The organism is Humibacter sp. (genome assembly GCF_035547335.1).
Taxonomy (GTDB): Bacteria; Actinomycetota; Actinomycetes; order Actinomycetales; family Microbacteriaceae; genus Humibacter.
In genome coordinates, this window is record NZ_DASZVF010000067.1 from 35,829 (window position 1) to 61,017 (window position 25,189).

Below are 25,189 nucleotides of genomic sequence, written 5' to 3' on the forward strand. Positions count from 1 at the left end.
CCGACGGATGCTCGCGCCTACTTGGGCGCGACGGCGTTCGCCTTGATCACGGAGCGGTACCAGCCGAAGCTCTTCTTCGGCGTGCGCTTCTGCGTGAGGTAGTCGACCTGCGCGAGCCCCCAGCGCTGCGTATACCCCTGCGACCACTCGAAGTTGTCGATCAGCGCCCACACGTAGTGACCCTCCAGAGGCACGCCCGCCTGGATCGCACGTGCGGCCTGCTGGAAGTGCGAGCGCAGATAGTCGATGCGCTTGGGGTCGTCGACGCCGTGCTGCAGCACGTCATCCGGCATGCCGTTCTCGGTGATCACGATGGGCGTCTTCTTGTAGTCCTGCTTGATACGCGTCAGCAGCTCGTACAGCCCCGGAGCCCAGATCTGCTCCCAGTTCGCCGTCGAGGTCGGGTGGATCTGCACCATCTGCCCGTTGAGGTCGACGCCCGCGACGCCGTAGTAGTTCACCCCGAGAACGCCGATGGGCGAGGAGATCGTCTTCAAGTCGCCGTCGTGGATGAGAGCCGCGAATCCGCCGGGGTCGGCCGGAAGCTGCCCGTTCGCCGTGCCGATGGCATCCGTCGGGTAGCTGCCCTTCAGGATCGGATCGAGGAACAGGCGATTCTGCACGGCGTCGACGTTCTTCGCCTGCTCCTTGGCGGCGGCATCCGTCGGCTTCACCGGCGTGAGGTTGAGCACCGGTCCAATCCGGCCCTTCACGCCGTGCGAGTGGAACGCCTGCACCGTGAGCCCGTGCGCCAGCAGCTGGTGGTGCACGGTGGCCGCCGCCTTGTCCGGCTCCATCAGGCCGGGGGCGTCTGTGCCGTACCAGTAGCCGTTGTACGCCTGGGTCTTCGGCTCGTTGAGCGTGAACCAGTCGGCATCCACGTCGGAGAAGGCGCCGAACACGATGTCGACGTAGTCCGCGAATCGGTTAGCCGTGTCGCGGATGGGCCAGCCGCCGGCATCCTGCAGAGGCTGGGGGAGGTCCCAGTGATACAGCGTGATGGCGGGGCGGATGCCGCGCTCGAGCAGTCCGTCGATGAGCCCCTTGTAGAAGTCGAGGCCCTTCTGGTTGCTCGCACCGGACCCGGTCGGCTGGATGCGCGGCCAGGCCATCGAGAACCGGTAACCGCCAACGCCGAGCGACGCCAGCAGATCGAGGTCGGTTCGCCAGCGATGGTAGTGATCGGCCGCGACATCGCCTGACGAGTGATCGGCGATGGCGTCGCCGCGCTCGTGACAGAACGTGTCCCAGATGGAGGGCCCTCTGCCGTCTTCGTTCCACGCGCCCTCGATCTGATAGGCGCTCGTGGCGGCGCCCCACACGTATCCCTTCGGGAAACGCATCGGCGAAGCGGGCGGCGTCCAGGTCGCCTTCGCGTGCTGCGGCGTCGGGGTGCATCCGGCGAGCGTCGACGTGAGGAGGCCGCCGGCCGCGACCGCGCCCGCCATGCCGATGAAGCCTCGCCTGCTGAACGATTCCGCGTTGCCCACGAGCCGCCTTCGCCTCGGCTCTCCGGCGCGCACCGCACCTCAGAGAGCGCTCTCTTTCAGGATGCGCCCAGCATAGTGATTCCGCGGCCGCCGTCGCTAGCGCGAGGGTGTCATCCGAACCTGTCGTGGGCGCGGCCGGCACGGTGCGCCAGCGCGAGGGCCCGACCAGGAACCCGCACTGGCGCGACGGCGGAGCCGGGGGTCGCGGCTCAGCCTTCGCCGACTCCCTCGATGACCGAGTTCTTCGGCTTGAGCGAGCCGCCGGTGGCCAGTCGCATCAGATCGCTCTCGAGGTCGATCCCGAGCTCGGTGCCGCCTGCGCTGCCGTACTCGTGCTGGTAGCTGCGCCAGCTCGAGTCCCGCACGTTACGCTCGAAGCCGCTCTCCATGAGCAGCACGAGCTCGTACGCCGCGCGGTCCACGCGCGATGCGAGGGCCTTGTCCTGCCAGTCCTCGGTGGAGGCGAACACCGACGTCGGCACGCTCAGCGCCCTCAGGTAGGCGAAGAGCGACCGCATCTGCTCGTCCACCACCAGGGCGTGGCGGGCGGTGCCCGCAGTGGCAGCCAGCGCCACCGGCTTGGCGATCAGAAGGTCGTTGTCGAGCACTTGGAAGAACGAGCTGAACAGGCCGCTCGGCCCCGCCTTGTACACGGGGGTGCTGGCGATCACGCCATCGGCCGAGCGGAGCGCCTCGACGGCGGCTGTGAACCGCGGACCGAGCAGACCGGATGCGAGCGCGCCGGACAGCTCCGGCAGCAGGTCCCGTAGGTCCACTGTGATCAGGCGTACCGTGTGGCCGCGCCGCTCGGCGATGTCCCGCGCCGACTGCGCGATCCTGTCGCCCAGGAGCTTCGTCGACGACGGGTCGCTGATTCCCGCGTTGACGACGGCGAGCGTGAAGCTCTGCGGCTCCATCTCAGTCTCCCTCCACGACGCCTGCGCCGGCCGTCTCGGTGTCCTGGTACGGGGAACCGCCCGTCACGTTGTCGCCGCGATTCGCGTTCGGACGCGGCTGGCGGGGTGCGGCGTCGCCGTACTTGGCCTTGACCAGGCTCGCGTGAGTGGGAGCATCCGGTACCTCGGGGTCGCGCAGGGCGTCGAACTCGCGGCGCAGCACGGGCACCACCTCGCTCCCTAGCAGCTCGATCTGGTCGAGCACCGTGCCGATGGGCAGGCCGGCGTGGTCGACGAGGAAGAGCTGGCGCTGGTAGTCGCCGACGTAGTCGCGGAATCCCAGCGTCTTGTCGATGACCTCCTGCGGGCTGCCGACGGTGAGCGGCGTCATATCGGTGAACTGCTCCATGGTGGGGCCGTTGCCGTACACCGGGGCCTCGTCGAAGTAGGGACGGAACTCGCGCTTGGCATCCTGCGAGTTCTTCGCGATGTATGTCTGGCCGCCCAGTCCGACGATGGCCTGCTTGGCGCTGCCGTGTCCGTAGTGCTCGAAGCGCTGGCGGTAGAACTCCACCATGCGCTGGGTGTGCTCCTTGGGCCAGAAGATGTGGTTGGCGAAGAAGCCGTCGCCGTAGAACGCGGCCTGCTCGGCGATCTCGGGCGTGCGGATGGAGCCGTGCCACACGAAGGGCGGCACGTCATCCAGAGGTCGCGGCACCGACGTGAATCCCTGAAGCGGAGTGCGGAAGTGGCCTTCCCAGTCCACGACGTCCTCGCGCCAGAGGCTGTGCAGCAGGTTGTAGTGCTCGAGGGCGAGCGGGAGGCCCTGGCGGATGTCCTGCCCGAACCACGGGTAGACCGGCGCGGTGTTCCCGCGGCCGAGCATGAGATCCATGCGGCCCTTCGACAGGTGCTGCAGCATGGCGTACTCCTCGGCGATGCGCACCGGGTCGTTCGTCGTGATGAGCGTCGTCGACGTCGTCACGATCAGCCGCTTCGTCAGGGCCGCGATGTGGGCGAGGAGCGTCGTCGGCGACGAGGAGAAGAAGGGCGGATTGTGGTGCTCGCCGATCGCGAAGACATCCAGGCCCACCTCCTCGGCTTTCAACGCCATCTGGACCGTGGCGTCGATGCGCTCGGCCTCGCTGGGCGTGACGCCCGTCGTCGGGTCGCGCGTGATATCGCTGACCGAGAAGATGCCGAACTGCATTGGGATGCCCCCTCGTCGGAACCGCAGAGCGGTTCATTGTCGTGTGTATGCGTTTGCATAGACATGGAACGCGCGACCCAGGTCCATCATTCCCCGCTGCGACTCGAAATGCAGCCGGTCCACAGGCACGGGCCGCATCGATAGCGTCGAGTCGTGTTCGAGGGGGTCACCGAAGAGACGATCGAGTTAGGTGAATCCAGCGTGTTCCTCCGCCGCGGTGGGAGAGGATCGCCTGTCGTGCTCCTGCACGGGCATCCGCGGACATCCGCCACCTGGCATCGGGTCGCCCCTCTGGTCGCGGCAGCCGGCCACACCGTCATCTGCCCGGACCTCCGGGGTTACGGACGCTCGCGCGGTCCCGCCGCGACCGCCGACCACCGGCCCCACTCGAAACGGGCGATGGCCCGCGACATCCTCGCTCTGCTCGATCGACTGGGTCATGACCAGGCGGATGTCGTCGGGCATGACCGGGGCAGCTACGTCGCCATGCGCCTGGCGATGGACGAGCCGGACCGGGTTCGCAGGCTGGTACTGATGGACTGTCTGCCCATCACGGAGCATCTCGACCGCATCACACCCGCTTTCGCCACGGCGTGGTGGCACTGGTTCTTCTACGCACAACCCGACAAGCCGGAGCGCGCGATCCTCGCGGACCCGGACAGCTGGTACCGGGGTGACCCAGAATCCATGGGCGCCGAGAACTTCGCCGAACGTCGTGCCGCGATTCACCACCCCGACGTCGTGCGAGCGATGATCGAGGACTATCGCGCGGGCCTCACCGTGAACGTCGAGGATGAACGTGCCGACCGCAGGGAAGGACGGCGTCTCAGCATGCCGCTGCTGGTGCTGTGGTCGGAACGCGACGACCTGGTCGACCTCTTCGGCGACCCCATCCCGATCTGGAAGAGCTGGGCCGACCAGGTGCAGGGGCGCGGCATCGACTCAGGCCACCACGTCGCCGAGGAGCAGCCCGAGCTGCTCGCCGCAGCACTCGCGGAGTTCTTGCGGAGCTGAGCGGGGGCAGGACGTGGACCAGCATCGCCGTAAGACTGACGAGCGACCACAATCCGGCAAGGGAGTCACTAGGGCATTCCTCGGCGCGCTACCAGGTATCGGTCAGCGCGATCAACGAGCAGTACCACGCACTGGTCGGGGACTGACATCAGGCGCTGAGCGGCTGGATTGTGTTGAGCGAGGCGGTTGCGCGTGCGAGGGCGAGGTCGTAGCCCTCCTGCAACCGGAGCCAGAACTGCGGGGTGGTGCCGAAGAAGGCGCTGAGGCGCAGGGCGGTGTCGGCGGTGATCGCCTGGCGGCCGCGGATGATTCGGGAGATGCGGGACTGGTCGACGCCGATGCGCTTGGCCAACTCGTACTGGGTCACCCCGAGCGGCACGAGGAACTCCTCGAGCAGGATCTCACCCGGCGTGGACAAGTCGTCAGTGATAGTCGATGAATGCGACATCGTGTGCCTCTCCTCCGTCCCAGTTGAAGACCAGGCGCCGCTTGTCGGTCACCCGGATGCTGTAGCTGCCCGCACGGTCTCCTTGCAGCTTCTCGAGGTGGTTTGAGGGCGGAACCCTCAGGTCGTTCAGCTCGGCCGCCGCGTCAAGCATCTGAAGCTTGCGCACCAAACGTTTTCGCACGTCGGCCGGCACGCGCCGCGGGGCCGGACCGCCGAGCCAATACGACTCGACGTCCCGATCCGCGAACCGCACATGCATAATGCTAGCGCATCACGCAAGTATCAAGGTCCTTTGCCTCCCGGATTCGTGCGGTGCTGCCGTGTCTCGGAGCATGCCGCTCGTGGCCGCACCCCACGCAAACTGCGCGATTCCGCGACGACGGCGTGGCTCTTCGTGAGTCGACCCTGCAGGCAGCGATAGAAGCCCGCGGAACCAATTCCGGAGCGTGCGGGCTGGATGCGCGCCCACGTCGTATTCGGAGCGGTGTCGGTGGGTTGGGTGAGCGCTGTCAGAATGTCGCCATGGTCAGCCGTCCCGTTTCTCGCCGCGTCGTGTTGGGAACCGGTATCGGGATTGCCGCGGGCGCTGTACTCGCCGGTGCCGGCCTCGCCGTCAATGAGAATCTGCTTCCTGGGCGATCCACCATGTACCGCGCGCTCGGCCTTGACGGGCCCGACGGCGTCGTTCCGGCGATCGCGTCCGGCCCGCTGGTCGCCGGATCGCTCACGTCAAAGCATATGGGTGGTCGCCAGGTCGGGTACGAGATCGCGTACCCACCGGGCACGAAACCCGGGGCTGAGTTGCCCGTCGCTGTAGTTCTGCACGGATACGGTGACGACCAAAGGGCCGCGTTCTCGCCATCAATGCGTTTCGATGCCTATCTCGCGCAGGCGGTCCAGACGCGTAAGCCGTTCGCGCTGGCATCCGTCGCTGGGGTAACGGCTACTGGCATCCGCGGGCAGACGGAACGGATGCCGGCGCGATGGTCGTCGACGACTTGCTTCCGCAACTCGCGGCGCGGGGCCTGCGCGGGGGGCGGGCTGATCGCATCGCCCTCATGGGCTGGTCGATGGGAGGCTACGGTGTGCTCCGACTCGGCGGTTTACTCGGAAACTCGCGGGTTGCCGCGGTCGCGGCCGAGAGCCCGGCCCTGTGGCACACGTTCGGCCAGGCTGCCAAAGGCGCCTTCGACGACGCGGCGGACTTCGCGCGCAACACCGTTTTCGGGCGCCAGTCTGACTTGGCCGGCGTCGCCGTCCGGATCGATTGCGGCACGGGCGACGGCTTCTACCCCAACGCCCGCGACTATGCCGCCGGCTTCTCAGCGCGTCCCGCCGGCGGTTTCGAACCCGGGGCCCACGACCCCGGGTTCTGGCGCCGCCTCGCTCCCGCACAGCTGGCGTTCGTTGGCGACGCACTCACAGCGGCATAGGGATTCCAATGCACACCACATCTCATACGTGCCATCGGGCCGCATCCCGAGGTAGTGGCTGCCCCCCCGGGTCGCCGATTGGATGCGGGCATCCCCCCTCTGCTTGCCAATGCCTGAATGGGGAACGAGTGCTTGAGCTTGAGCCCACGCACGTAGTCGACGAAGTCTCGGATGCTTTCGCGGTCGCAGCAACGACCGCTGACGCGCTGCTGGCCGTCAACGACCTCGGCACAAGCTTGCCGTTTGCACCATTCGTGTCCGCTCGCCGATGCCCGTGCGTGCAGTAGGTCGGCGGTACCGGCTCGGGGTGCCCTAATGACTTATCAGCGTGCCCCGCCGGGCTCGAATGCTGCCAACCAGACGCAGAGCACCTGCCCCACCGGCTCCAGACTGGTCACGCAGACACCGTAATCCCGTTCACCTGCCCGGCTCACGCCCTCGATCAATTCGTCAGCGGATCCCGCTACGCGTGGTCAAGGCGTGAGCCGCAAGTGCGGCGGTATGGTCTCGCGTATGACTCGACCTGCTTACGACGCGGTGTGGATCAACGGGAGCGTCGGCGCGGGCAAAACCACAACCGCTGATCGGTTGGGTGAAGAGTTGGAGAATCGCGGCATCCCGGGTGCGGTGATTGATGTCGACTGGCTCCGTCGCGCCTGGCCGTCTCCACGAGATGACCCATTCCAGTTCGAGCTGGCTGTGGCAAACATCAGGGCTGTCGCCAGGCAGTTTCGTGCTCGCGGTGCGCAGATCATCGTGGCTGCTGGCGTGGTGGAGACGACCGAGCAGTTCGACCGCTGCGTAGGGGCGCTTGAAGCCGAGCACTCGCTACTGGTGCGTCTGGTTCTGGACCCCGATATCGCACTGGCCCGGCTGAGGTTTCGGCACGGCGAGAACACGAACGAACTTGAGTGGCATGAACGACGGCATCCGGAGCTGGCCGAAATCCTCGAACGCGTCGAATTCCCGTCCGAGTTGGTTCTCGATAGTACGAGTCTTTCCGTCACCGATATCGCCGGGCGGATCGCTGACCGAGTCCTCAATTGATCGTGCGCTGGCACGCATCGGGATCCTCGGGATTGCGAAACCAATGCGAATCCTTCATTCGAGGACAGCTGTTCCGTCATCGAACGGCTTGATCCCGCCGATCCTCAGTGCCCCCCGCCGGGCTCGAACCGGCGACCCGCGGATTAAAAGTCCGATGCTCTACCAACTGAGCTAGAGGGGCGCGCAGACCAATCTACCGGGCGAGCACATCGCCTGGGAGACGCCGCAGGCGCAGGGCGGATGACAGACGAAGGCGGGCGCCGCGACATCTGTCTGCAACGCCCGCCTGTGCGAGTAGGAGTGGGGGTGTCAGACACGCCGCCTTCCGGTGAGCGCCCGAACGATCCACACGATGATGGCCAAGACCAGCAGAACGATTCCGACCCAGAGCAGCCAGCTGACCGCCTGAACGAAACCGCCCGTGAAGAGCAGAATGACGGCGATGATCGCCACGATGATCAGCAAAATGTTCATGGCCGTCACGCTATCGGCGGCCCCTCCCACGGGGGTAGTCCCTTGACAAGAGGCTCCGATTCATGCGTATCGGCCGCGGAGAGCCGCAGAATCGGCGCGGATGCCCGACGGGTGCGGACGTGCGCCAGATGCGGAATCCTTGTCGGGTGACAGACTCGAAACGCCCGTACCACAAGCCGACGAAGTTCCCCGGCTTCAAGTTCGACGACATGCATGGCGCGGAAGATCCCGCCACCACGAGCCGAGTCGCGCACGAGACGGCCGCAGCGCTGCTGGAGCGCGTGCGCAGGCATCCTGACCCCGAGATCGTCTCCCGGCTCGTCGCGTACACCGACGACAACGGCATCGACGCCATCGCCGAGCTCTGGTCGCGGGCGGCCGCGCACAGCCTGCCCGGCGCGCTCTGGCGCATCTACCTGATCCGGCTCGCGATCAAGGAGGATCCGCACGCCACGAGTCTCCAGTTCCAGCGCGGAACCGAGGTGCTCCAGTCCATCGACGAGGTGGTCGCGGGAGCGGAGACACCGACGGGTCCGAACGAGATCATCGAGCTCGCCGACCGCATTCTGCGCGGGGTGTTCGAGGGTGACTTCGCCGTGGCGCTCGACAGGGCGGCGGCATTCTGTCGCGTGAGCGCCGCCGGATGCACGAGCCTCGCGGATGACGCCGACCACACCGAACCGGAGCGGGCGAGCCTGCTCACGCGGCGTGCACTGAGGTTCTCGCAGTTCGCCTCCGAGCTGACGACAGCGGCCCGGCTCTGGCGCGACGACTCGCTGGAGTGACGAGCAGAGCTGCGACAACCCGGGCGGCGCGCAGCCCGGACGCTCAGCCCAGGCGGTCGAGCGCCGACGCCACGCAGTCGGCGTAGAGCACGCCGCCCTGCGATCCCGGATGGATGCCGTCAGGTCCCAGAAGCTCGGGATGCGCCGCGATCGCATCGTGCCAGTCGGCGAGCGCGGTCTGCGGATGCGCCGCGACGAAGCCGGCGAGATCGCCGTCCACCTCCTGCAGCCACGGCCGATCCGCGAAGATGTTCACGAACACGATGCGGCGGCCCGGTCCGACGGCCGCGAGGTCGCGGTCGAGCGTGCCCGTTCCGAGGTATCCGTTGGTCCCCAGGCCGATCACGACCGTGTCCCTGAGCGTTCCGGCAGCGGCCTTCTGCGCCAGAAGGGTGGGAGCGTCGCGCGGCGATCGTGACACGACGGCGTCGATGTCGATCCCGGGGAAGGCGGTCAGCAGCGCTGGGGCGGAGGCGAGCATCACCGAGTCGCCGATCGCCGTGATGCCTGCCCCGTTCCTCGGCTCGGGCGGCACGACGGGGCCCGGCCGCGTGGTCGTGGGCTGCGGTGTCGGCGTGGCCGACGGCGACGCGCCGGTCGCGGACGGTGTCGGGGGAGCAGCGGTCGGGGTGCCCGTGCTCGGCTGCTGGTGTCGTGCGGCGTCGATCGCGCGTTGTCCCGCCGCCACCTGCTGTTCGGCGATCGTGCCCTTCATGCCCTCGACGGCGGCGGCGGACGTGCCCACCACACCCACCAGTAGCGCGACACAGCCCGCGCTCGCTGCGGCGAACAGGGCGGGACGGGCGCGGCGAGCGCTCGTGAACGGGCGGGTCAGCATCCGGAAGCCACCGCGCCTGATGGGCGTCTCGACGAAGCGGTAGGAGAGTGCCGTGGCCACGGCGCTGATGGCGAGAGCGATCGACGGAACGAGCCACGCCCAGGCCCCGGCCGGCGGCCCGGGCAGTGCTGCCGCGACCAGCACGAGCACCGGCCAGTGCCAGAGGTAAAGCCCGTACGACCGCACGCCAACCGCTCGCAGCGGCCGCACGTCGAGCGCTGCACCCAGAGCCGATCCCGGCCTCGTCGCCGCCCACACCACGCCGACCGAGAGCAGCGATACGACGCCGAGACCGCCGTCGTAGTTGAACGCGTCGCTGTCGTGCACGAACACCGCGTAGCAGGTCAGGGCGACCAGCGACAGGATGCCGACGGCCGGCGCGGACCGCCTGGCGAACCGTTCGCCCCACGACTCGTGCCCGTACAGGTTCCACCTTCGCTGCCGGTCGAGCACGAAGGCGAGCCCCGCACCCAGCGCCAGCCCGAAGAAGTGGGTTCCCGTGCCGTAGTAGACGCCGCTCGGATCGGAGCCCGGACGGTACAGCGCGGCCATGGCGGCGACGGATGCCAGTGCGAGCAGCAGCGGGACGATCGCGCGGCCGCGGCGCGGCATCCACGCCACGAGTGCGAGCACCACGAACGGCCAGACGAGGTAGAACTGTTCCTCGACCGCGAGCGACCACAGATTGCGGAACAGCTGGGGCGAGCCCTGCGCGAAGTAGCTCTGATCCAGGGCGATGTACACCCAGTTGCTGCTGAACGTGAGCGCGCCGGCGATCTGCGCGCCGATGCCTGCGAGCACGTCCTTGCCGACGAACAGCGCAGCGGTGCAGCACGTGAGCACGAGCACGACGAGGGCGGGGAGCAGGCGGCGAGCTCTGCGCATCCAGAACGAGCCCAGCCGCTCCTTGCGCCCGAGGGAACCGGTGAGCAATGACGTGATGAGAAACCCGCTGATCACGAAGAACACGTCGACGCCGATGTATCCGCCGGGCAGCGCGCCGGGCACGTAGTGGTACACGATGACGGCGATCACCGCGAGCGCCCGCAGACCGTCAAGACCGGGCAGGCGCGTCGGCATGCGCGACGCAGGAGGAGCCGGCGGCGCTATCGGGAGGCGGGTGTGCGGAGCCATCGGGGCCCGAGTCTAACCGGGGCTTCCGTCGGCGGAAGTCAGGCTGTTCGGGAATACCCCGGGGGCTGATTCGTTAGACTTACGTGGCCGGGCCGCAGTAACCCCGGGCTCCATCATTCGCCGCTTCGAGCGGCCTCGCGCCGAGAGGCGTTCTGCGGCCCGGCACTTGCGTCTCCGCTCTCGGTCGGCGCATCCGGGCTCTCGCATGCCGCATCGACGCATGCCGCATCGAGTCCAGACGGGGAAGCGGAATCCGCCCCTATCCGAATCGGCCCGAGACGTAGTCCTCCGTCGCCTGCACGGACGGCTTCGTGAAGATCGTCGCCGTGTCGTCGTACTCGATGAGCTTGCCCGGCTTGCCGGTTCCGGCGATGTTGAAGAACGCCGTGCGGTCGGAGACCCTGGTTGCTTGCTGCATGTTGTGCGTCACGATCACGATCGTGTACTCGCGCTTCAGCTCCTCGATGAGGTCTTCGATGGCGAGCGTGGAGATCGGGTCGAGGGCCGAGCACGGCTCGTCCATCAGCAGGATGTCAGGCGACACCGCGATCGCCCGCGCGATGCACAGACGCTGCTGCTGGCCGCCGGAGAGACCGGAGCCGGGTAGGTGCAAGCGGTCCTTGACCTCGTTCCACAGGTTCGCGCCGCGTAGGGACTGCTCGACGAGTGCGTCCTGATCGCTCTTCGACATCCTGCGGTTGTTGAGCTTGACTCCGGCCAGCACGTTGTCGCGGATCGACATGGTCGGGAACGGGTTCGCGCGCTGGAACACCATGCCCACCTGGCGCCGCACGAGAACCGGGTCGACGCCGGGCGCATACAGGTTGTCGCCGTCGATGAGCACCTCGCCGGAGACGTGCGCCCCGGGGATCACCTCGTGCATGCGGTTGAGCGTGCGCAGGAAGGTGGACTTGCCGCATCCGCTCGGCCCGATGAACGCCGTGACGGTGCGCGGCTCGATGGTCATGCTCACGCCCTCGACGGCGAGGAAGTCGCCGTAGTACACGTCGAGGTCGTTCACATTGATGCGCTTGGACACGCTTGCTCCTGTCAGGTTTCTACCGCAGACCCTTGGGTGCGAACACCCTGGCGACGATACGCGCGATGAGATTCAGGATGACGACGAGCAGCACGAGCAGCAGAGCCGCGCCCCACGCCGACTGGTACGAGGACGCGATGTCCTGCGAAGGGAACTTGTAGTCCGTGTACACCATCACCGCGACGGTCTGCATGGGCCCGTTGAACGGATTGGCGTTGAAGTTGTCGGTGAAGCTCGCGGCGATGAAGATGGGCGCCGTCTCGCCGATCACGCGCGAGATGGCGAGCATGACGCCCGTGATGATCCCGGCGATGGCGGTGGGAAGCACGATGCGCACGATGGTCGAGAACTTCGTCACGCCCAGCGCGTACGACGCCTCCCGCAGGTCGTTCGAGACGAGCTTGAGCATCTCCTCTGTCGAGCGGATCACGATCGGGATCATGAGCACCGAGAGTGCGATGGAGGCGGAGAAGCCGCTGAACGCCTTGGGCCCGACGATCAGCGTGAACAGCGAGAACGCGAACAGGCCGGCCACGATCGACGGGATGCCCGTCATCACGTCGACCAGGAACGTCACGACCCGCGCCATCCACTGCTTGGGCTGCGCGTACTCCACCAGGTAGATGGCGGCCATGATGCCGATCGGAATCGAGATGAGGGCGGCGATGCCGGTGATGATGAGCGTTCCGACGATGGCCTGCCACGCGCCGGTCACGACGGTGACCTTGAGCGTCTTGGGGTCGAAGACGCTGCCGCCGGTCTTCGTGATGAAGTCCCAGGTGAGCGCCGGCGCGCCGCCCACGATGACCGTGATCAGCGTCGAGACCAGTGGGATGAGCGCGAGCAGGAACGCGATCGTGACGAGCCCGCGGATGACGCGGTCTGTCGCCTTCCGGCGGTTCTCCACGACCGTGGACAGGATGCCGAGGCCGACCAGGTAGACGACGGCGCTGAGGACGAGCCAGCCGACGATGCTGAACCCGGTCATCGCGAGCACGGCAGCGCTGACGGCCAGGGCGCCGATGAGTGTGTAGAGCTCGACGAAACGCGGCAACTGTCCGGAGGTGAGCGCGTTCGGAACGGGTCCGCGCGGCCTGCGGCCGTTCTGGGTGAGGGTGGCGGTCATCGGTCGGCGGCCTCCTCGGCCTTCTCCACGGCGCGGTGTGCGAGTAGGGGGCTGGCCGCGGCATCCGTGGAGAGCGTGGATGTCGGATCGGACGGCGGCAGCGAGCGCGCCGCTCTCGTCTTGCGCCTGGCGCCGGACCCGGTTCGCGAGATGACCCACCTGGCCACGAAGTTCACGCCGAACGAGATGATGAACAGCGCGAGGCCGGTGGCGATGAGCGCATCGCGCTGCAGCGGGTTCGACTCCGGGAAGTTGAGGGCGGCGTTCGCCGCGATGGTCTGCGAGTTCTTCGTGTCGGTGATCAGGTGGACGGAGTAGATCAGCGAGGGCGAGATGATGAGCGCGATGGCCATGGTCTCGCCGAGTGCTCGGCCGAGACCGAGCAGCGTGGCGCTGACGATGCCGCTTCTGGCGTACGGGAACACCGCGAGCTTGATCATCTCCCACTTGGTCGAGCCGAGCGCGAGCGCCGCCTCCTCGTGCAGGCGAGGTGTCTGCAGGAAGATCTCGCGCGAGATCGACGTGATGATCGGGAGGATCATGACGGCCAGCACGACGCCTCCGGCCAGCATGGTCGAACCCGTACGTGACACGGGGCCACCGAACAGCGGGATCCAGCCGAGGTACTGGTTCAGCCAGTCCTGGAAGGGAACGATGAACGGCCGGATGACGAAGATGCCCCAGAGGCCGAACACGACGGACGGAACGGCCGCCAGAAGATCGACGAGGTAGCCGAGCACGCCCGCCAGACGTCTCGGCGCATAGTGCGAGATGAACAGCGCGATGCCGATGGCGACGGGGGCGCCCAGCACGAGGGCGATGAGAGCGGACCACAGCGTTCCCCAGACGAGGGGGCCGACGTACGCCCAGAACGAGGAGTGTCCCTGCGTCGTGCCGTGGGACAGGTCCGGGTTCGTGGCCCAGTTCGCCGTGATCGCGGGGCTGGCCTTGATGATGAGGAAGAGCGCGACGCCGGCCAGGATCACCATGATCAGGGCGGCCGAGCCCGTGCTCAGGAACCGGAAGATCCGGTCGGCGGGGCGGGCCTTGACTCTGTCCTCACTGCGACGCCGGCCACGGCCGCCCGAGTCGGGACGGCCCTGTGTGGACCGGTCGTGTCGTGACCGGTCCGATCCGGATGCGCGGAGGGCATCCCCGTCCGTCCTGCGGTCGACCGCATCGTTCAGCGGAGGTCGCACAGCGGTATTCTCTGTCACTTCACTCTCTCTGACGACGTCGACGTTCGGGTCGGGACGCGGATGCCCTCTGCGGTGCTGCTACTTGACGAGCTTCAGGCTCGCGGCGACATCCGCCTGGACCTTGCTCGGAAGCGGAGCCGAACCGGCGTTCGCGGCGGCGACCTTCTGACCGGTCTCGCTGGCGACGAAGCCGAGGTAGGCGGCCGTCAGCTTGGCCTGAGCCGCATCCTTGAACGTCGTGCAGACGACGTCATAGGAGAGCAGCGGGATCGGGTACGCCGACTTGTCGGTGATCTTCGTGTAGTCGATCTTCTGGAGCAGATCGCCCTTCACCTGCGGTGTGGCGGATGCGGCCGAGTCGAACGCCTTGGTGGCGCCGGCGGCGGAGTAGTCGACGAACGTCTTGCTCGTGCCGACCTGGATCTTCGCGGCCTCGGCGTTGCCGATGGAACTGTGGTCGGCGTATCCGATCGTCCCCGTTCCGGCCGTGACGGTGTTCACCACGCCGCTGCCGCCCTGCTGGCCGCTCGTGCCCTGAACGGGCCATGCGGTCGAGACCGGGTAGGTCCACACGCTGGGCTGCGTCTGGCTCAGGTAGCTCGTGAAGTTGGCCGTCGTGCCGGAGCCGTCAGCGCGGGAGACCACGGTGATGGCCGAGTCCGGAAGGTTCTGTCCCGGGTTGTCGGCCGTGATCTCCGGGTCGTTCCACTTCGTCACCTTGAGGCTGAAGATGTCGGCGACCGTCTTGTTCGACAGCTGCAGCTTCACGCCGGGCAGGTTGTAGATGATGGCCACGCCGGAGAGGTAGGTCGGGAGGTTGAGCGCGCCGTTGGGGCCGCAGTTCGCCTGCGACTGGGTCTGCTGGTCGGCGGTGAGTCCGGCGTCGGTCCCGGCGAAGTCGTAGGAGCCGTTCAGCCAGTTCGTGACGCCGCCGCCCGAGCCCTGCGACTTGTCGTAGTTGATGGTCACACCCTTGGCCTGCGCCTGGAAGGCTGCGGTCCACGCGGCCTGAGCATTGGCCTGTGCGCTCGAGCCGCCTGCGGTGATCGTGCCGGAGAGCGAGCTGTAGTCCGCGGCCGAGTCGGTCGTGGAGGCAGCGGGCGTGCCGGAGCTCTTGGCGCCGCCGTCTCCCGAGCAGGCGCTGAGCGCGAGCACGGAGGCGAGGGCGATGGCACTCGCCGCAGCTGCTTTGTTGAACTTCACTGTGTTCCCTTCGGGAGTGGGTGACTGCCGTTCGCGGGCCGCGTGCCTCGTGATGAGCGGCCGTGAAGGACGCACGGCATGGGCCGGGTACCGGCCTGTGAGTGAAGGTAGGTTCGGGGCGTGACCAGAGTCCCCCTCGGCGGTGAACGCGAGGTTAACGAAGGGCGAAGGGTTGCAAGGTCACTGGCGGTGCGCGGCGGACTGACGCACTATGGAGGCTTCGATGCGTGCCGCCGGCCGGGTCACGCCCGCGGGCTGTGCGTCTCGATGGCGATGATGCCGGATGCCGGGTTGCTCTTCGACAGGTGCACCACGGAGTACTCGCCCACCTCGAGCGCAGCGGCATCCCGGATGTAGCTGCCCATCGTGGTGCCCGTTGCGAGGGCGATCTCCCGCAGAACATCGGGGAGCACGGGGCCGTGCGTGCACAGCACAGACGTCTTGCGCGCCCTGACCCGCTTGCCGACCACCTGGCGGATGCCCGCCGTCGCCGTGCCCGACTCCCAGGTGTCCTGAGCGAGGCGATCGGTCCGCGTCACGGTGACGCCGAACGCCGCAGCCAGCGGGGCCACGGTGGCGACGCAGCGCACGGCGGGCGAGGTGACGATGCGCTTCGGGCGCCACGCCGCGATGGTGGGCACGTTGCTGGCGGCCTGGCGTACGCCGACCTTCGTCAGCGGGCGGAGGGCATCCTCACCCTCCCAGTGCGAACGCGACGTGGCCTTGGCGTGCCGAAGCACGATGAGCGCGAATGTCTTGGTGACACCCTCGTCGTAGAGGGCGGCCCACTGTTCGACGATCTCGACGTCGCGCTCGTAGCTGAGGTATTTGCGCACGCGTCGCAGCGGAACCCACTCGATGGCCGCGATCTCCTCGTTCGGCACGAACGTGGAGGCGTGCACGGCCTTGTCGCTCACGGCCGCCGCCCAGTAGTGCACGAACTTCTCGCGTCCGCTCGAGATCGTGTACTGCGTGATGCCCAGCGGAACGCCGAGCGTCACCTTCAGGCCGGTCTCCTCGAGCACCTCGCGCTGCGCGGCCTGGGGGAGCGACTCGCCCGGGTCGACCTTGCCCTTCGGCAGGGTCACGTCGGCGTACTTGGCGCGGTGCACGACGAGGATGTGCACGGCGCCGTCGATGATGCGCCAGCACACCGCGCCGCCGGCGTAGATGGCGGTCTCTGTCACCGGCGGCTGCCTGGGCGCTGTCGGTGCGAGATCAACTGCATGAGCCTATTCTGCAGGTCGTCGAGCGGCTGTCCATTCTCGTCCAGGCTGTGCCGCACCCAGCTGCCGTCCGAGGTGAGCCACCACGACGACGTGCGGTCATCCATGGCCCTGTCGAAAAGCTCGTCGAGCTCTGCGATGTGCGCCCGGTCCACCAGGCGCACGAGCGTCTCGACCCTGCGATCGAGGTTGCGGTGCATCATGTCGGCGCTGCCGATGTAGACCTGCGGATCCCCGTCGTTGGCGAACGCGAAGATGCGCGAGTGCTCCAGGTATCGCCCCAAGATGGAGCGCACCCGCACGTTCGCGCTGTAGTCCTCCTGGCCTGCCTTCAGTCCGCAGATGCCTCGCACCCACAGGTCGACCGGCACGCCTGCCCTGCTCGCACGGTAGAGGGCGTCGATGATCGCCTCGTCGACGATGGAGTTGACCTTGATGCGGATGCCGCTGGCCCGGCCCGCCTCAGCGTTCTTGCGCTCGTTGTCGATGGCCTTGAGCAGGCCCTTGCGCAGGTGCAACGGCGCCACCAGCAGCCGCTTGAACTTCTTCTCGATCGCGTAGCCGGAGAGCTCGTTGAACAGCCGCGTCAGATCCTTGCCCACCTGGTCGTCGGCCGTGAGCAGACCGAGATCCTCGTAGATGCGCGACGTCTTGGGGTTATAGTTGCCTGTGCCGATGTGGCTGTAGTGCCGCAGCACCCCGTTCTCCTCGCGCACGACGAGCGCGAGCTTGCAGTGCGTCTTGAGCCCGACGAGGCCGTACACGACGTGCACACCGGCCTTCTCAAGCTTGCGCGCCCACTCGATGTTCGCCTGCTCGTCGAACCGCGCCTTGATCTCCACCAGCGCGAGCACCTGCTTGCCGCGCTCTGCGGCGTCGATGAGCGCCTCGACGATCGGGCTGTCGCCGCTCGTGCGGTACAGGGTCTGCTTGATGGCCAGCACATGAGGGTCGCGCGCCGCCTGCTCCAGGAACGCCTGCACGCTCGTCGCGAACGACTCGTAGGGGTGGTGAAGCAGGATGTTGCCGCGCGCGATCGAGGCGAAGACATCCGGCAGCGCGTTGGGCTCGCGCGGCATGAGCTGCGCGGGCGTCGTCGGCACGTGGTTCGGATAGTGCAGCTCGGGCCGTTCGATCTTGGCGAGCTCGTACAGGCCGCCGAGGTCGAGGGGAGCCGGCAGCGGGTAGACCTCCTGCTGCGTGATGTCGAGCTCGCGCACGAGCAGGTCGAGCGTGATCGCGTCCATGTCCTGCGACACCTCGAGCCGGATCGGCGGACCGAACCGGCGCCGCAGCAACTCCCGCTCCAGTGCCTGGATCAGGTTCTCCGTCTCGTCCTCGTCGATCTCGACGTCTTCGTTGCGCGTCACGCGGAACACGTGATGCGCGAGCACCTCCATGCCCGGAAAGAGGTCGCCGAGATGGTGGGCGATCAGGTCCTCGAGCATGATGAAGCGCATCTGCCCGATCGACTCGCGCTGGTCGATGCGCACGAACCGGGGCAGCATCGTCGGAACCTTGAGCCTCGCGAACTGCTCCTTGCCCGTCTTCGAGTTGCGCACCCTGATCGCCAGGTTGAGCGAGAGCCCCGAGATGTACGGGAACGGATGCGCGGGGTCCACGGCGAGCGGCATGAGCACGGGGAAGATCTGACGCGAGAAGATGTCGCGCATCTGCTCGCGATCGGCGTCGTCGAGGCTGTCCCAGGTGGCGATCGAGATCCCGGCCTCGGCGAGAGCCGGCAGCACGCCTTCGTGATAGGCCTTGGCGTGCCGCACCTGCAGGTCGTGGGCCATCGCGGAGATGTCGGCGAGCACGTCGACCGGCGCCCTGCCGGTGTTCGTCTGCACGGCGAGACCCGTGAGGATGCGCCGCTTCAGCCCGGCGACGCGCACCATGAAGAACTCGTCGAGGTTGGTGGCGAAGATCGCGAGGAAGTTCGCCCGCTCCAGCACGGGCACCAGGGGATCTTCGGCCAGTTCGAGCACGCGCTGGTTGAACGCGAGCCAGCTCAGCTCGCGGTCCAGATAGCGGTCGGGCGGAAGGGTCGGATCGAGCTCGGGATTCCACGGCTGCTCGAAGTCGTCATCGAACTCGGGGCTGAGCCCGGTGCCGATCAGGGTGTCCTCGCCGTCCATCCTCTCATCATGACACCGTGGGGGAAACGGCAGGTTGCCGATCGGCTTTCCGTCAGCGGGGCCCAACCGTGACCGAGGGTTGAGCCTGTCGAAACCCTCTGCGACCGCGGTTTCGACAAGCTCAACCCGCGAGGGGTCGAACACTCACGCAGGCGCGCGACGGAACTGCACGTCCACCGCATCGTCGACGAAGCCGGCGCGGCGATACAGCGCAAGGGCGCGGTCGTTGTCGCCCTCCACGTAGAGCGAGGCCGACGTGCGACCGCGTTCGCGCATCCGCACCAGGCCCTCGGCGAGGAGCACGGATCCGAGTCCGCGTCCTGCAGCGCCAGGGTCGACGCCCAGCACGTACACCTCGCCCTCGTCGGATCCGGGCTCGAGCTTCATCCAGTGGAAGCCGAGCATCCTTCCCTCGTCGTCAAGCGCGACCAGAAAGTCGTCAGGGTCGAACCACGGCTCCGCCTCGCGCTCGGACAGATCGTCGGCGCTCATCCTGCCTTGCTCGGGATGCCCGGCGAACGCCCGCGAGTTGACCGCGAGCCAGTCGGAGGCACCGGCGACGGGATCGAACGTCTCGATCCGGATGCCGTCGGGCAGCGGCCGCCGCACGACCTGGATGAGCGACGGCAGCCGGAGCCGCAGCAGCGTACGCACCAGCTGGAAGCCGTGGCTCGCCGCGAGCGCGCGTGCGGCGGGATGGTCGCCGTGCGACCAGGCCGAGACGTTGGGGTCCAGCGTCGGCAGGAGCGATTCGAGAAGCGCGGTTCCGTAGCCGCGCCCGCGCTCGCCGGGCAGCACGACGAGATCCAGCTCGCCGGCGCCGGTCGCTGCGGCCCCGACGATGCGATCGGCGTCGGGGCCGGTGCTGCCGTCGGCACCGCTGTACGCGGCATGCGCGGAACGGCGCCCGGAGGCGAGGTCGAGGCGGGTCTGCTCGTTGAAGGGGTCGGCGCCGTCCTGCTCGCTCGCGGCATCCGCGACGGCCAGCACCCCGGCGAGATCGTCCGGCGCGGCACGATGCACCCGAATCGCGGGGGCGGAGGCGTCGGGCATGCGATCAGGCTTCCTCGTCGTCGACCACGTTGAAGCGGTACCCCACGTTCCGCACCGTGCCGATGAGCGACTCCGAGTCGCCGAGTTTGGCTCGAAGGCGTCGCACGTGCACGTCGACGGTGCGCGTGCCGCCGAAGTAGTCGTAGCCCCACACCTCGCTCAGCAGCTGCTCCCGCGTGAAGACGCGAGACGGATGCGTGGCGAGGAACCGCAGCAGCTCGAACTCCTTGAACGTCAGGTCAAGCGAGCGTCCGTGCACCTTGGCCGAGTAGCTCGCCTCGTCGATGGTCACGCCGGAGGCCTGGATCTTCGACTGGGCGGGATCGTTCGAGCGCCGGTCGACCGCGAGCCGGATGCGCGCATCCGCTTCCGCAGGGCCGGCACCCTCGAGGATCACGTCGTCGACCCCCCAGTCGCCGGTGACCGCCGTGAGCCCTCCTTCGGTCAGCACGAGCACGATGGGGGTCGAGTTGCCGGTCGAGGAGAGGATCTTGCACAGCGCCTTCGCGCCGACGAGGTCGCGCCGGGCATCCAGGAAGATCAGGTCGGACGCGGGGGCGTTCAGCAGTGCGGTCGTGGACGAGGCGACCTGCCGCACGCGGTGCGACAACAGCCCGAGAGCGGGCAGAACCTCTTGCGAAGGCGTGGGCGTGAGCACCAACAGTTGAGCCACGCGACCTCCCGCCCGCTTGAGAGTATCCCGATCCTATCGTCAGCGAGCACGTACCCTCGGCCGCGTCCGCCTTGGGCCCCGGCGCTCAGCGGGGGAGAATGTGCGAGTGACCGGCGAAACCCTCACCCCAGCCCTGCGTTGGACCTCGGTCGTGTGCGTGTGGGCGGCGGCCGTGGTCGCCGCCGTGCTGATCGGCGTGTTCGCGAGTGCGAACGCGTACCTCGGATGGTTGGGCATCGCGATGGCGGGAGCCGTGCTGGTGTCGATGTGCGTCCAGCTGGCCACGCAGCAGAAGCGGGGCTTCGTCATGCGGATGGGCGCGAGCCTCGCCGGCTCGTTCGTCATCCTCGCGATCGCCACGCTCGTGCTGGCTCTCGCGCACGCCTGACGGGCGTCGAGGGTCGATAGACTGAATCACATGCTTGTCACCCTCGAGCTCGTCTTCGTCGGGCTGCTGTCGCTGGCGGTGCTGGCGATCGCCGGCGTCTCGGTTCTGGTCGTCTACAACCTGTTCCGGGGCCAGCGCTGATCTCGCTGCCAGAAGGGCTCCCCGCTGAGCTCGTTCCTCTCTCGTGGCTCATCGGAGTCTGGGAGGGCACAGGCGTGCTCGACTACGTGGTGGGTGACGACCATGTCGAGCGCGAGTTCGGGCAGCGCATCAGCTTCAGCCACGACGGGCTCCCGGCGCTGAACTACAGCTCGTACACGTGGCTCCTCGACGAGCAGCAGACCCCGCTGGCGACGGAGCTCGGATACTGGCGTCTCAGCAGAACGCTGCTGCCCGAGGATGCCGGTCCCGGCCTTCTTCCCGGATCGGACGTCCGCCCCTTCAACACCGCGCAGTCCGTCGAGACGCTCCGCACGTCGTCGGGCGGGTTCGAGATCGAGGCGCAGATCCTGCATCCCGACGGCATCTCAGAGCTCTACGTCGGCCAGGTGAAGGGTCCGCGCATCGATCTGGCCACGGATGCCGTGCTGCGCACCTCGGGGGCCAAGGACTACTCGGCCGCCACCCGGCTGTACGGTCTCGTCGAATCGCACCTGCTGTGGGCCTGGGACATCGCGGCACTGGGCCAGGAGCTGCGCACTCATGCGTCGGCGCGACTGGCCCGCACCGACCTGGCGGGAACGAGCGCGCTGGACTCCGACGAAGCGGGCAGCGGTCGGGCAGGCACGCGGCAGGCCGGCCGGGGCAGCGAATGACCCGTTCACCGTTCTTCGCGCTGCCGGGCGCCGTCGAGGCCGCGGACGATGCGGCCGACTCCGGAGTGCCTGCGCATTACGGCAACCCGCTCACCGAGCAACGTGCCCTTCAGCAGGGCGCGGCCGTCGTCGACCTTTCCACGCGCGGTGTCGTCGCCGTGTCAGGGCCAGACCGGCTCAGCTGGCTGGACTCCATGAGCAGCCAGTCCCTGCGCACGCTCCCTCCCGGGCAGTCCGCCGAGGCCCTGCTCCTGGACCCGGCCGGCCACATCGAGCACGCTCTGCACATCGTGGACGACGACGAGACCACGTGGCTGCTCGTCGAGCGCGCCGACACGGATGCCGTGCTCGACTTCCTGCAGAAGATGCGGTTCATGCTCCGGGTCGAGCCTGTCGACCGCACGGCGGACTTCGCCACGGTGGGGAGCATGGGTCTGCCGGATGCCGTCGCCGCGGTGGCAGCGGCGCCTCGCGGCATCCCGCTCAGCTGGCACGACCCCTGGCAGAGCGTTGTCGAAGGCGGCCACCAGTACGCGCGACCTGCCGCCGCCGGCGACGGCGGCGCTCACGAGTATCCGGGCAGCGGATACCGCTGGTTCGAGACGCTCGTGCCGAGGGACTCGCTCGGCACGCTGGTGGAGAAGGTGGCAGCGGGCGAGCCGGCCGCTGCCGGCACGCTCGCCGCAGAGGCGCTCCGCATCGCGGCATGGCGGCCGCGCCTTGCGGCGGAGGTGGACGAGCGCACCATCCCGCACGAGCTGGACTGGCTGCGCACCGCGGTGCACCTCACGAAGGGCTGCTATCGCGGACAGGAGACGATCGCCAAGGTGCACAATCTCGGGCACCCGCCGCGCAGGCTCGTGTTCCTGCATCTCGACGGATCCGAGGGCATCCAGGTGCCGGCCGGGGCCGAGGTGCTGGCCGGCGATGCCGTCGTGGGGCGGATCACCTCGTCCGCGGTGCACCACGAGCTGGGACCCGTTGCGCTGGCCGTGGTGAAGAGGTCGACGGATCCCTCGATCGACCTCGTCGTGCGCACCGCCGACGGGGTCGTCGCCGCGGCGCAGGAGCCGATCGTGCCGACCGACGCGGGCGCGGAGGCGCATGTTCCGCGCATCCCCAGGCTGGGCGCGGTCAGCAGGGAGGGTGCCGTCAGGCGGGAGCCACCAGCTCCCACGGCAGACTGAGCTCGCCCAGCCGCCATCTCGACCGCCCTGCCAGCACCGGCCATCCGCGCTCGCGCAGACGCTCGACCGTGCCGATCCAGCGCTGCACGGGCCCGTAGGGCGACAGGGGAGCGCTGTGCGCCCACGCCGCCTCCAGCGCGACGAGCAACTCGTGCACCCTCTCGCCGGGCACGTTGCGGTGGATCAGCGCCTTCGGCAGGCGTTCGGCGACGATCGACGGATGCTCGAGCCCGGTCAGCTGCAGCGAGACGGTGAACGAGATGGGGCCCTCGGGCGACACTGCCACCCAGCTCGCGATGCGGCCCAGCTCGTCGCACGTGCCCTCGACCAACAGGCCGCCGGGCTGCAGCCGTGAGCGCATCAGCGCCCACGCCTCCGGCACGTCGGACTCGTCGTACTGTCGCAGCACGTTGAACGCACGGATCATGGCAGCTCGCTCGCCGTCGGGCGTCGGCACCTCGAAACCGCCGCGCGCGAACGACACGTGCGCATCCGGGCCGAACGGCGTGGCACCGGCGCGCACGCCTTCGAGCTGATCGGATGCCCTCGCCACGCGGGCCGGGTCGATCTCCAGTCCCAGCACCCGCACGTCGTCCCGCACCCGCCGCAGCCGGCGCTCGAGCTCGAACACGGTGACGCCGCTGGCGCCGTAGCCGAGGTCGACGACGAGGGGATCCTCCGCGCGCCTGAGCGCGGGCTGCGCGGCGGTCCAGCGGTCGACCCGGCGCAGCCGGTTCGTGTTCGTCGTTCCCCTGGTGATCGCGCCGACGGCCCGCGCGTGCCTCCCGGTCACGGCTCTCCCCTCGATAGTCGTCGTTCCGCCTCCACTATTCTTGACGTATGCCTGCCCCCTACACCCTGATACTGCTGCGCCACGGCGAGAGCGAGTGGAACCAGAAGAACCTCTTCACCGGTTGGGTCGACGTGCGACTGTCGGAGAAGGGGCGGACGGAAGCGGCGCACGCGGGCGAGCTGCTGGCATCCGCGGGCCTGCTTCCCGACGTGCTGCACACGTCGGTGCTGACGCGCGCCATCCAGACTGCCGATCTGGCGCTCGAGTCCGCCGACCGGCTCTGGGTGCCGGTGCGCCGCTCGTGGCGTCTGAACGAGCGCCACTACGGAGCGCTTCAGGGACTGGACAAGGCCGAGACGAAGGCCAAGTACGGCGACGAGCAGTTCATGCTGTGGCGCCGGTCGTTCGATGTGCCGCCGCCTCCCCTCGCGGACGACGCGGAGTGGTCGCAGGCCGGAGATCCGCGCTACGCGGACCTCACCGACGAGGAGCTGCCACGCACCGAGTGCCTGAAGGATGTGATCGCGCGCATGCTGCCGTACTGGCGATCCGACATCATCCCGGATCTCGCGGCGGGCAAGACGGTGCTGGTCACGGCGCACGGCAACTCGCTTCGTGCACTCGTGAAGCACCTCGACGGCATCAGCGACGACGACATCGCCGGGCTCAACATACCCACCGGCATCCCGCTCGTGTACCGGCTGGACGAGGACTTCCTGCCGCTCGGTCCGGGCGAGTACCTGGACCCGGAGGCGGCCGCCGCGGGTGCAGCGGCGGTAGCGGCCCAGGGCGCGGCGAAGTAGCACGAGCCCCGGGCACGTCAGGAGCGCTCGGCGGTCAGGACGCCTCGGGCACCCAGTCGCCGGTGACGAGGTATTGCACCTTCTTCGCGATGGACACCGCGTGGTCCGCGAAGCGCTCGTGATACCTGGATGCGAGCGTGGCGTCGACGGTGTCGACGGCCTGGCCCTTCCACGTCTCGCCGAGCACCTTGTCGAAGACGCTGATGTGCAGCTCGTCGATCTCGTCGTCCTGGTTGCGGATCTCGTCCGCGAGGCGCGGCTCCTGCGTGCGCAGCAACTCGACCAGACGTTCGGCGATCACTACGTCGAGTCGCCCCATCTCGGCGAACGTTCCGCGCAGGCTCTTCGGCACGACCTTGTCGGGGAAGCGGTAGCGGGCCAGCTGGGCGATGTGCTCCGCCATGTCGCCCATCCGTTCGAGCGACGCGCTGATGCGCAGTGCGCTGACCACGATGCGCAGATCGCGGGCGACGGGATTCTGCCTGGCCAGGATCTGGATCGAGAGCTCGTCGAGCACCACGGTGAGCGCGTCGATCCTCTGGTCGTTCTGGATGACGGTCTCCGCCAGCGAGACATCCCCGTCGTTGAACGCCTGCGTCGCATTGCGGATCGAAAGGACGACGAGCTCGGCGATCTCGACGAGGCGGTCCTGCACCTCGCGCATCTCGTGCTGGAATACGTCTCGCATTGAAAAGTTCGCCCTCCCGGCGGCACGCTGGACGGCCGGTCGATCCGGTCCGCACGTCATGGTCCCTGTGTCAGGTTAACGGGCGGTGT

General features: G+C 68.1%; 25 protein-coding genes and 1 tRNA gene. 8 read left to right on the plus strand and 18 right to left on the minus strand.

The window, feature by feature from the left end:
- Nucleotides 1-17 precede the first annotated feature (17 nt).
- From VHB92_RS14095 to VHB92_RS14105, 3 genes are all read right to left on the minus strand, one after another.
- A complete protein-coding gene (locus tag VHB92_RS14095) occupies nucleotides 18-1,490 on the minus strand; it encodes a GH1 family beta-glucosidase (protein WP_325454401.1) in 1,473 nt (490 codons plus the stop codon).
- Between the two features lie 209 nt (nucleotides 1,491-1,699).
- Complete coding sequence (locus tag VHB92_RS14100) at nucleotides 1,700-2,407, minus strand: CE1759 family FMN reductase (protein ID WP_325454402.1); 708 nt, start codon at nucleotides 2,405-2,407, stop codon at nucleotides 1,700-1,702.
- 1 nt (nucleotide 2,408) lies between these two features.
- Complete coding sequence (locus VHB92_RS14105) at nucleotides 2,409-3,596, minus strand: LLM class flavin-dependent oxidoreductase (RefSeq protein WP_325454403.1); 1,188 nt, start codon at nucleotides 3,594-3,596, stop codon at nucleotides 2,409-2,411.
- A 237-nt stretch (nucleotides 3,597-3,833) separates the two neighbouring features.
- On the opposite strand from VHB92_RS14105, the gene VHB92_RS14110 reads away from it, so the two are divergent.
- A complete protein-coding gene (locus VHB92_RS14110; protein WP_325454484.1) occupies nucleotides 3,834-4,610 on the plus strand; it encodes an alpha/beta hydrolase in 777 nt (258 codons plus the stop codon).
- A 148-nt stretch (nucleotides 4,611-4,758) separates the two neighbouring features.
- Here the strand turns inward: VHB92_RS14110 and VHB92_RS14115 are convergent, their stop codons facing one another.
- Nucleotides 4,759-5,028 carry a HigA family addiction module antitoxin gene (locus tag VHB92_RS14115; RefSeq protein ID WP_325454404.1) on the minus strand — a complete coding sequence of 90 codons (270 nt, stop codon included), beginning with the start codon at nucleotides 5,026-5,028 and terminating at the stop codon, nucleotides 4,759-4,761.
- 4 nt (nucleotides 5,029-5,032) lie between these two features.
- Entirely contained in the window at nucleotides 5,033-5,317 is a 285-nt protein-coding gene (locus VHB92_RS14120; RefSeq protein WP_325454405.1) for a type II toxin-antitoxin system RelE/ParE family toxin, read from the minus strand.
- Nucleotides 5,318-6,041: 724 nt separating this feature from the next.
- On the opposite strand from VHB92_RS14120, the gene VHB92_RS14125 reads away from it, so the two are divergent.
- The gene (locus tag VHB92_RS14125; RefSeq protein WP_325454406.1) at nucleotides 6,042-6,491 is read left to right on the plus strand and encodes a hypothetical protein; all 450 of its coding nucleotides are present in this window, start codon (nucleotides 6,042-6,044) and stop codon (nucleotides 6,489-6,491) included.
- A gap of 513 nt (nucleotides 6,492-7,004) precedes the next feature.
- The gene (locus VHB92_RS14130; RefSeq protein ID WP_325454407.1) at nucleotides 7,005-7,538 is read left to right on the plus strand and encodes an AAA family ATPase; all 534 of its coding nucleotides are present in this window, start codon (nucleotides 7,005-7,007) and stop codon (nucleotides 7,536-7,538) included.
- Between the two features lie 108 nt (nucleotides 7,539-7,646).
- Here the strand turns inward: VHB92_RS14130 and VHB92_RS14135 are convergent.
- A tRNA-Lys gene (locus tag VHB92_RS14135) sits at nucleotides 7,647-7,719 on the minus strand.
- Nucleotides 7,720-7,847: 128 nt separating this feature from the next.
- Nucleotides 7,848-8,012, minus strand: a complete 165-nt coding sequence (locus VHB92_RS14140) for a hypothetical protein (protein WP_325454408.1) — start codon at nucleotides 8,010-8,012, stop codon at nucleotides 7,848-7,850.
- Nucleotides 8,013-8,158: 146 nt separating this feature from the next.
- Between VHB92_RS14140 and VHB92_RS14145 the strand changes: the two genes are divergently transcribed.
- The gene (locus VHB92_RS14145) at nucleotides 8,159-8,797 is read left to right on the plus strand and encodes a DNA-directed RNA polymerase subunit beta (protein WP_325454409.1); all 639 of its coding nucleotides are present in this window, start codon (nucleotides 8,159-8,161) and stop codon (nucleotides 8,795-8,797) included.
- A gap of 43 nt (nucleotides 8,798-8,840) precedes the next feature.
- Here the strand turns inward: VHB92_RS14145 and VHB92_RS14150 are convergent, their stop codons facing one another.
- From VHB92_RS14150 to VHB92_RS14190, 9 genes are all read right to left on the minus strand, one after another.
- The gene (locus tag VHB92_RS14150; RefSeq protein ID WP_325454410.1) at nucleotides 8,841-10,769 is read right to left on the minus strand and encodes an acyltransferase family protein; all 1,929 of its coding nucleotides are present in this window, start codon (nucleotides 10,767-10,769) and stop codon (nucleotides 8,841-8,843) included.
- Between the two features lie 259 nt (nucleotides 10,770-11,028).
- Nucleotides 11,029-11,808, minus strand: coding sequence for a phosphate ABC transporter ATP-binding protein PstB (gene pstB / locus VHB92_RS14155; RefSeq protein WP_325454411.1), 780 nt, complete (start codon nucleotides 11,806-11,808; stop codon nucleotides 11,029-11,031).
- Between the two features lie 19 nt (nucleotides 11,809-11,827).
- The gene (gene pstA, locus VHB92_RS14160) at nucleotides 11,828-12,934 is read right to left on the minus strand and encodes a phosphate ABC transporter permease PstA (protein ID WP_325454412.1); all 1,107 of its coding nucleotides are present in this window, start codon (nucleotides 12,932-12,934) and stop codon (nucleotides 11,828-11,830) included.
- Complete coding sequence (gene pstC, locus VHB92_RS14165; RefSeq protein WP_325454485.1) at nucleotides 12,931-13,962, minus strand: phosphate ABC transporter permease subunit PstC; 1,032 nt, start codon at nucleotides 13,960-13,962, stop codon at nucleotides 12,931-12,933. The genes pstA and pstC overlap by 4 nt, the downstream gene beginning before the upstream one ends.
- A gap of 249 nt (nucleotides 13,963-14,211) precedes the next feature.
- A complete protein-coding gene (locus tag VHB92_RS14170; RefSeq protein ID WP_325454413.1) occupies nucleotides 14,212-15,336 on the minus strand; it encodes a phosphate ABC transporter substrate-binding protein PstS in 1,125 nt (374 codons plus the stop codon).
- 242 nt (nucleotides 15,337-15,578) lie between these two features.
- Entirely contained in the window at nucleotides 15,579-16,523 is a 945-nt protein-coding gene (locus tag VHB92_RS14175; RefSeq protein WP_325454414.1) for an NUDIX hydrolase, read from the minus strand.
- A complete protein-coding gene (locus VHB92_RS14180) occupies nucleotides 16,520-18,700 on the minus strand; it encodes an RNA degradosome polyphosphate kinase (RefSeq protein WP_325454415.1) in 2,181 nt (726 codons plus the stop codon). The genes VHB92_RS14175 and VHB92_RS14180 overlap by 4 nt, the downstream gene beginning before the upstream one ends.
- A 144-nt stretch (nucleotides 18,701-18,844) precedes the next feature.
- On the minus strand, nucleotides 18,845-19,753 hold the full coding sequence (gene mshD / locus VHB92_RS14185; protein ID WP_325454416.1) for a mycothiol synthase: 909 nt from the start codon (nucleotides 19,751-19,753) through the stop codon (nucleotides 18,845-18,847).
- Between the two features lie 4 nt (nucleotides 19,754-19,757).
- On the minus strand, nucleotides 19,758-20,426 hold the full coding sequence (locus VHB92_RS14190; protein WP_325454417.1) for a response regulator transcription factor: 669 nt from the start codon (nucleotides 20,424-20,426) through the stop codon (nucleotides 19,758-19,760).
- A 106-nt stretch (nucleotides 20,427-20,532) separates the two neighbouring features.
- On the opposite strand from VHB92_RS14190, the gene VHB92_RS14195 reads away from it, so the two are divergent.
- The 3 genes from VHB92_RS14195 to VHB92_RS14205 all read left to right on the plus strand — a co-directional run bounded on the left by VHB92_RS14195 (nucleotide 20,533) and on the right by VHB92_RS14205 (nucleotide 22,816).
- Nucleotides 20,533-20,814 carry a hypothetical protein gene (locus VHB92_RS14195; RefSeq protein WP_325454418.1) on the plus strand — a complete coding sequence of 94 codons (282 nt, stop codon included), beginning with the start codon at nucleotides 20,533-20,535 and terminating at the stop codon, nucleotides 20,812-20,814.
- A 137-nt stretch (nucleotides 20,815-20,951) separates the two neighbouring features.
- On the plus strand, nucleotides 20,952-21,629 hold the full coding sequence (locus tag VHB92_RS14200) for an FABP family protein (protein WP_414653118.1): 678 nt from the start codon (nucleotides 20,952-20,954) through the stop codon (nucleotides 21,627-21,629).
- Nucleotides 21,626-22,816, plus strand: a complete 1,191-nt coding sequence (locus VHB92_RS14205; protein ID WP_325454419.1) for a YgfZ/GcvT domain-containing protein — start codon at nucleotides 21,626-21,628, stop codon at nucleotides 22,814-22,816. The genes VHB92_RS14200 and VHB92_RS14205 overlap by 4 nt, the downstream gene beginning before the upstream one ends.
- Here VHB92_RS14205 and VHB92_RS14210 read toward each other — a convergent pair.
- Nucleotides 22,782-23,609, minus strand: coding sequence for a class I SAM-dependent methyltransferase (locus VHB92_RS14210; RefSeq protein ID WP_325454420.1), 828 nt, complete (start codon nucleotides 23,607-23,609; stop codon nucleotides 22,782-22,784). The two genes, VHB92_RS14205 and VHB92_RS14210, sit on opposite strands and share 35 nt — an antisense overlap.
- Before the next feature lie 47 nt (nucleotides 23,610-23,656).
- Between VHB92_RS14210 and VHB92_RS14215 the strand changes: the two genes are divergently transcribed.
- Nucleotides 23,657-24,412 carry a phosphoglyceromutase gene (locus VHB92_RS14215; RefSeq protein WP_325454421.1) on the plus strand — a complete coding sequence of 252 codons (756 nt, stop codon included), beginning with the start codon at nucleotides 23,657-23,659 and terminating at the stop codon, nucleotides 24,410-24,412.
- A 34-nt stretch (nucleotides 24,413-24,446) separates the two neighbouring features.
- Here VHB92_RS14215 and phoU read toward each other — a convergent pair whose 3' ends face one another.
- Entirely contained in the window at nucleotides 24,447-25,100 is a 654-nt protein-coding gene (gene phoU / locus VHB92_RS14220) for a phosphate signaling complex protein PhoU (RefSeq protein ID WP_325454422.1), read from the minus strand.
- Between the last annotated feature and the right edge of the window lie 89 nt (nucleotides 25,101-25,189).

Excerpts from the sequence above, each read along its gene's own strand:
- VHB92_RS14100 (WP_325454402.1), bottom strand. The coding sequence starts at position 2,407 with ATGGAGCCGCAGAGCTTCACGCTCGCCGTCGTCAACGCGGGAATCAGC.
- VHB92_RS14105 (WP_325454403.1), bottom strand. The coding sequence starts at position 3,596 with ATGCAGTTCGGCATCTTCTCGGTCAGCGATATCACGCGCGACCCGACG.
- VHB92_RS14120 (WP_325454405.1), bottom strand. The coding sequence starts at position 5,317 with ATGCATGTGCGGTTCGCGGATCGGGACGTCGAGTCGTATTGGCTCGGC.
- VHB92_RS14125 (WP_325454406.1), top strand. The coding sequence starts at position 6,042 with ATGGTCGTCGACGACTTGCTTCCGCAACTCGCGGCGCGGGGCCTGCGC.
- VHB92_RS14130 (WP_325454407.1), top strand. The coding sequence starts at position 7,005 with ATGACTCGACCTGCTTACGACGCGGTGTGGATCAACGGGAGCGTCGGC.
- VHB92_RS14140 (WP_325454408.1), bottom strand. The coding sequence starts at position 8,012 with ATGAACATTTTGCTGATCATCGTGGCGATCATCGCCGTCATTCTGCTC.
- VHB92_RS14150 (WP_325454410.1), bottom strand. The coding sequence starts at position 10,769 with ATGGCTCCGCACACCCGCCTCCCGATAGCGCCGCCGGCTCCTCCTGCG.
- pstA (WP_325454412.1), bottom strand. The coding sequence starts at position 12,934 with ATGACCGCCACCCTCACCCAGAACGGCCGCAGGCCGCGCGGACCCGTT.
- VHB92_RS14180 (WP_325454415.1), bottom strand. The coding sequence starts at position 18,700 with ATGGACGGCGAGGACACCCTGATCGGCACCGGGCTCAGCCCCGAGTTC.
- mshD (WP_325454416.1), bottom strand. The coding sequence starts at position 19,753 with ATGCCCGACGCCTCCGCCCCCGCGATTCGGGTGCATCGTGCCGCGCCG.
- VHB92_RS14205 (WP_325454419.1), top strand. The coding sequence starts at position 21,626 with ATGACCCGTTCACCGTTCTTCGCGCTGCCGGGCGCCGTCGAGGCCGCG.
- VHB92_RS14215 (WP_325454421.1), top strand. The coding sequence starts at position 23,657 with ATGCCTGCCCCCTACACCCTGATACTGCTGCGCCACGGCGAGAGCGAG.
- phoU (WP_325454422.1), bottom strand. The coding sequence starts at position 25,100 with ATGCGAGACGTATTCCAGCACGAGATGCGCGAGGTGCAGGACCGCCTC.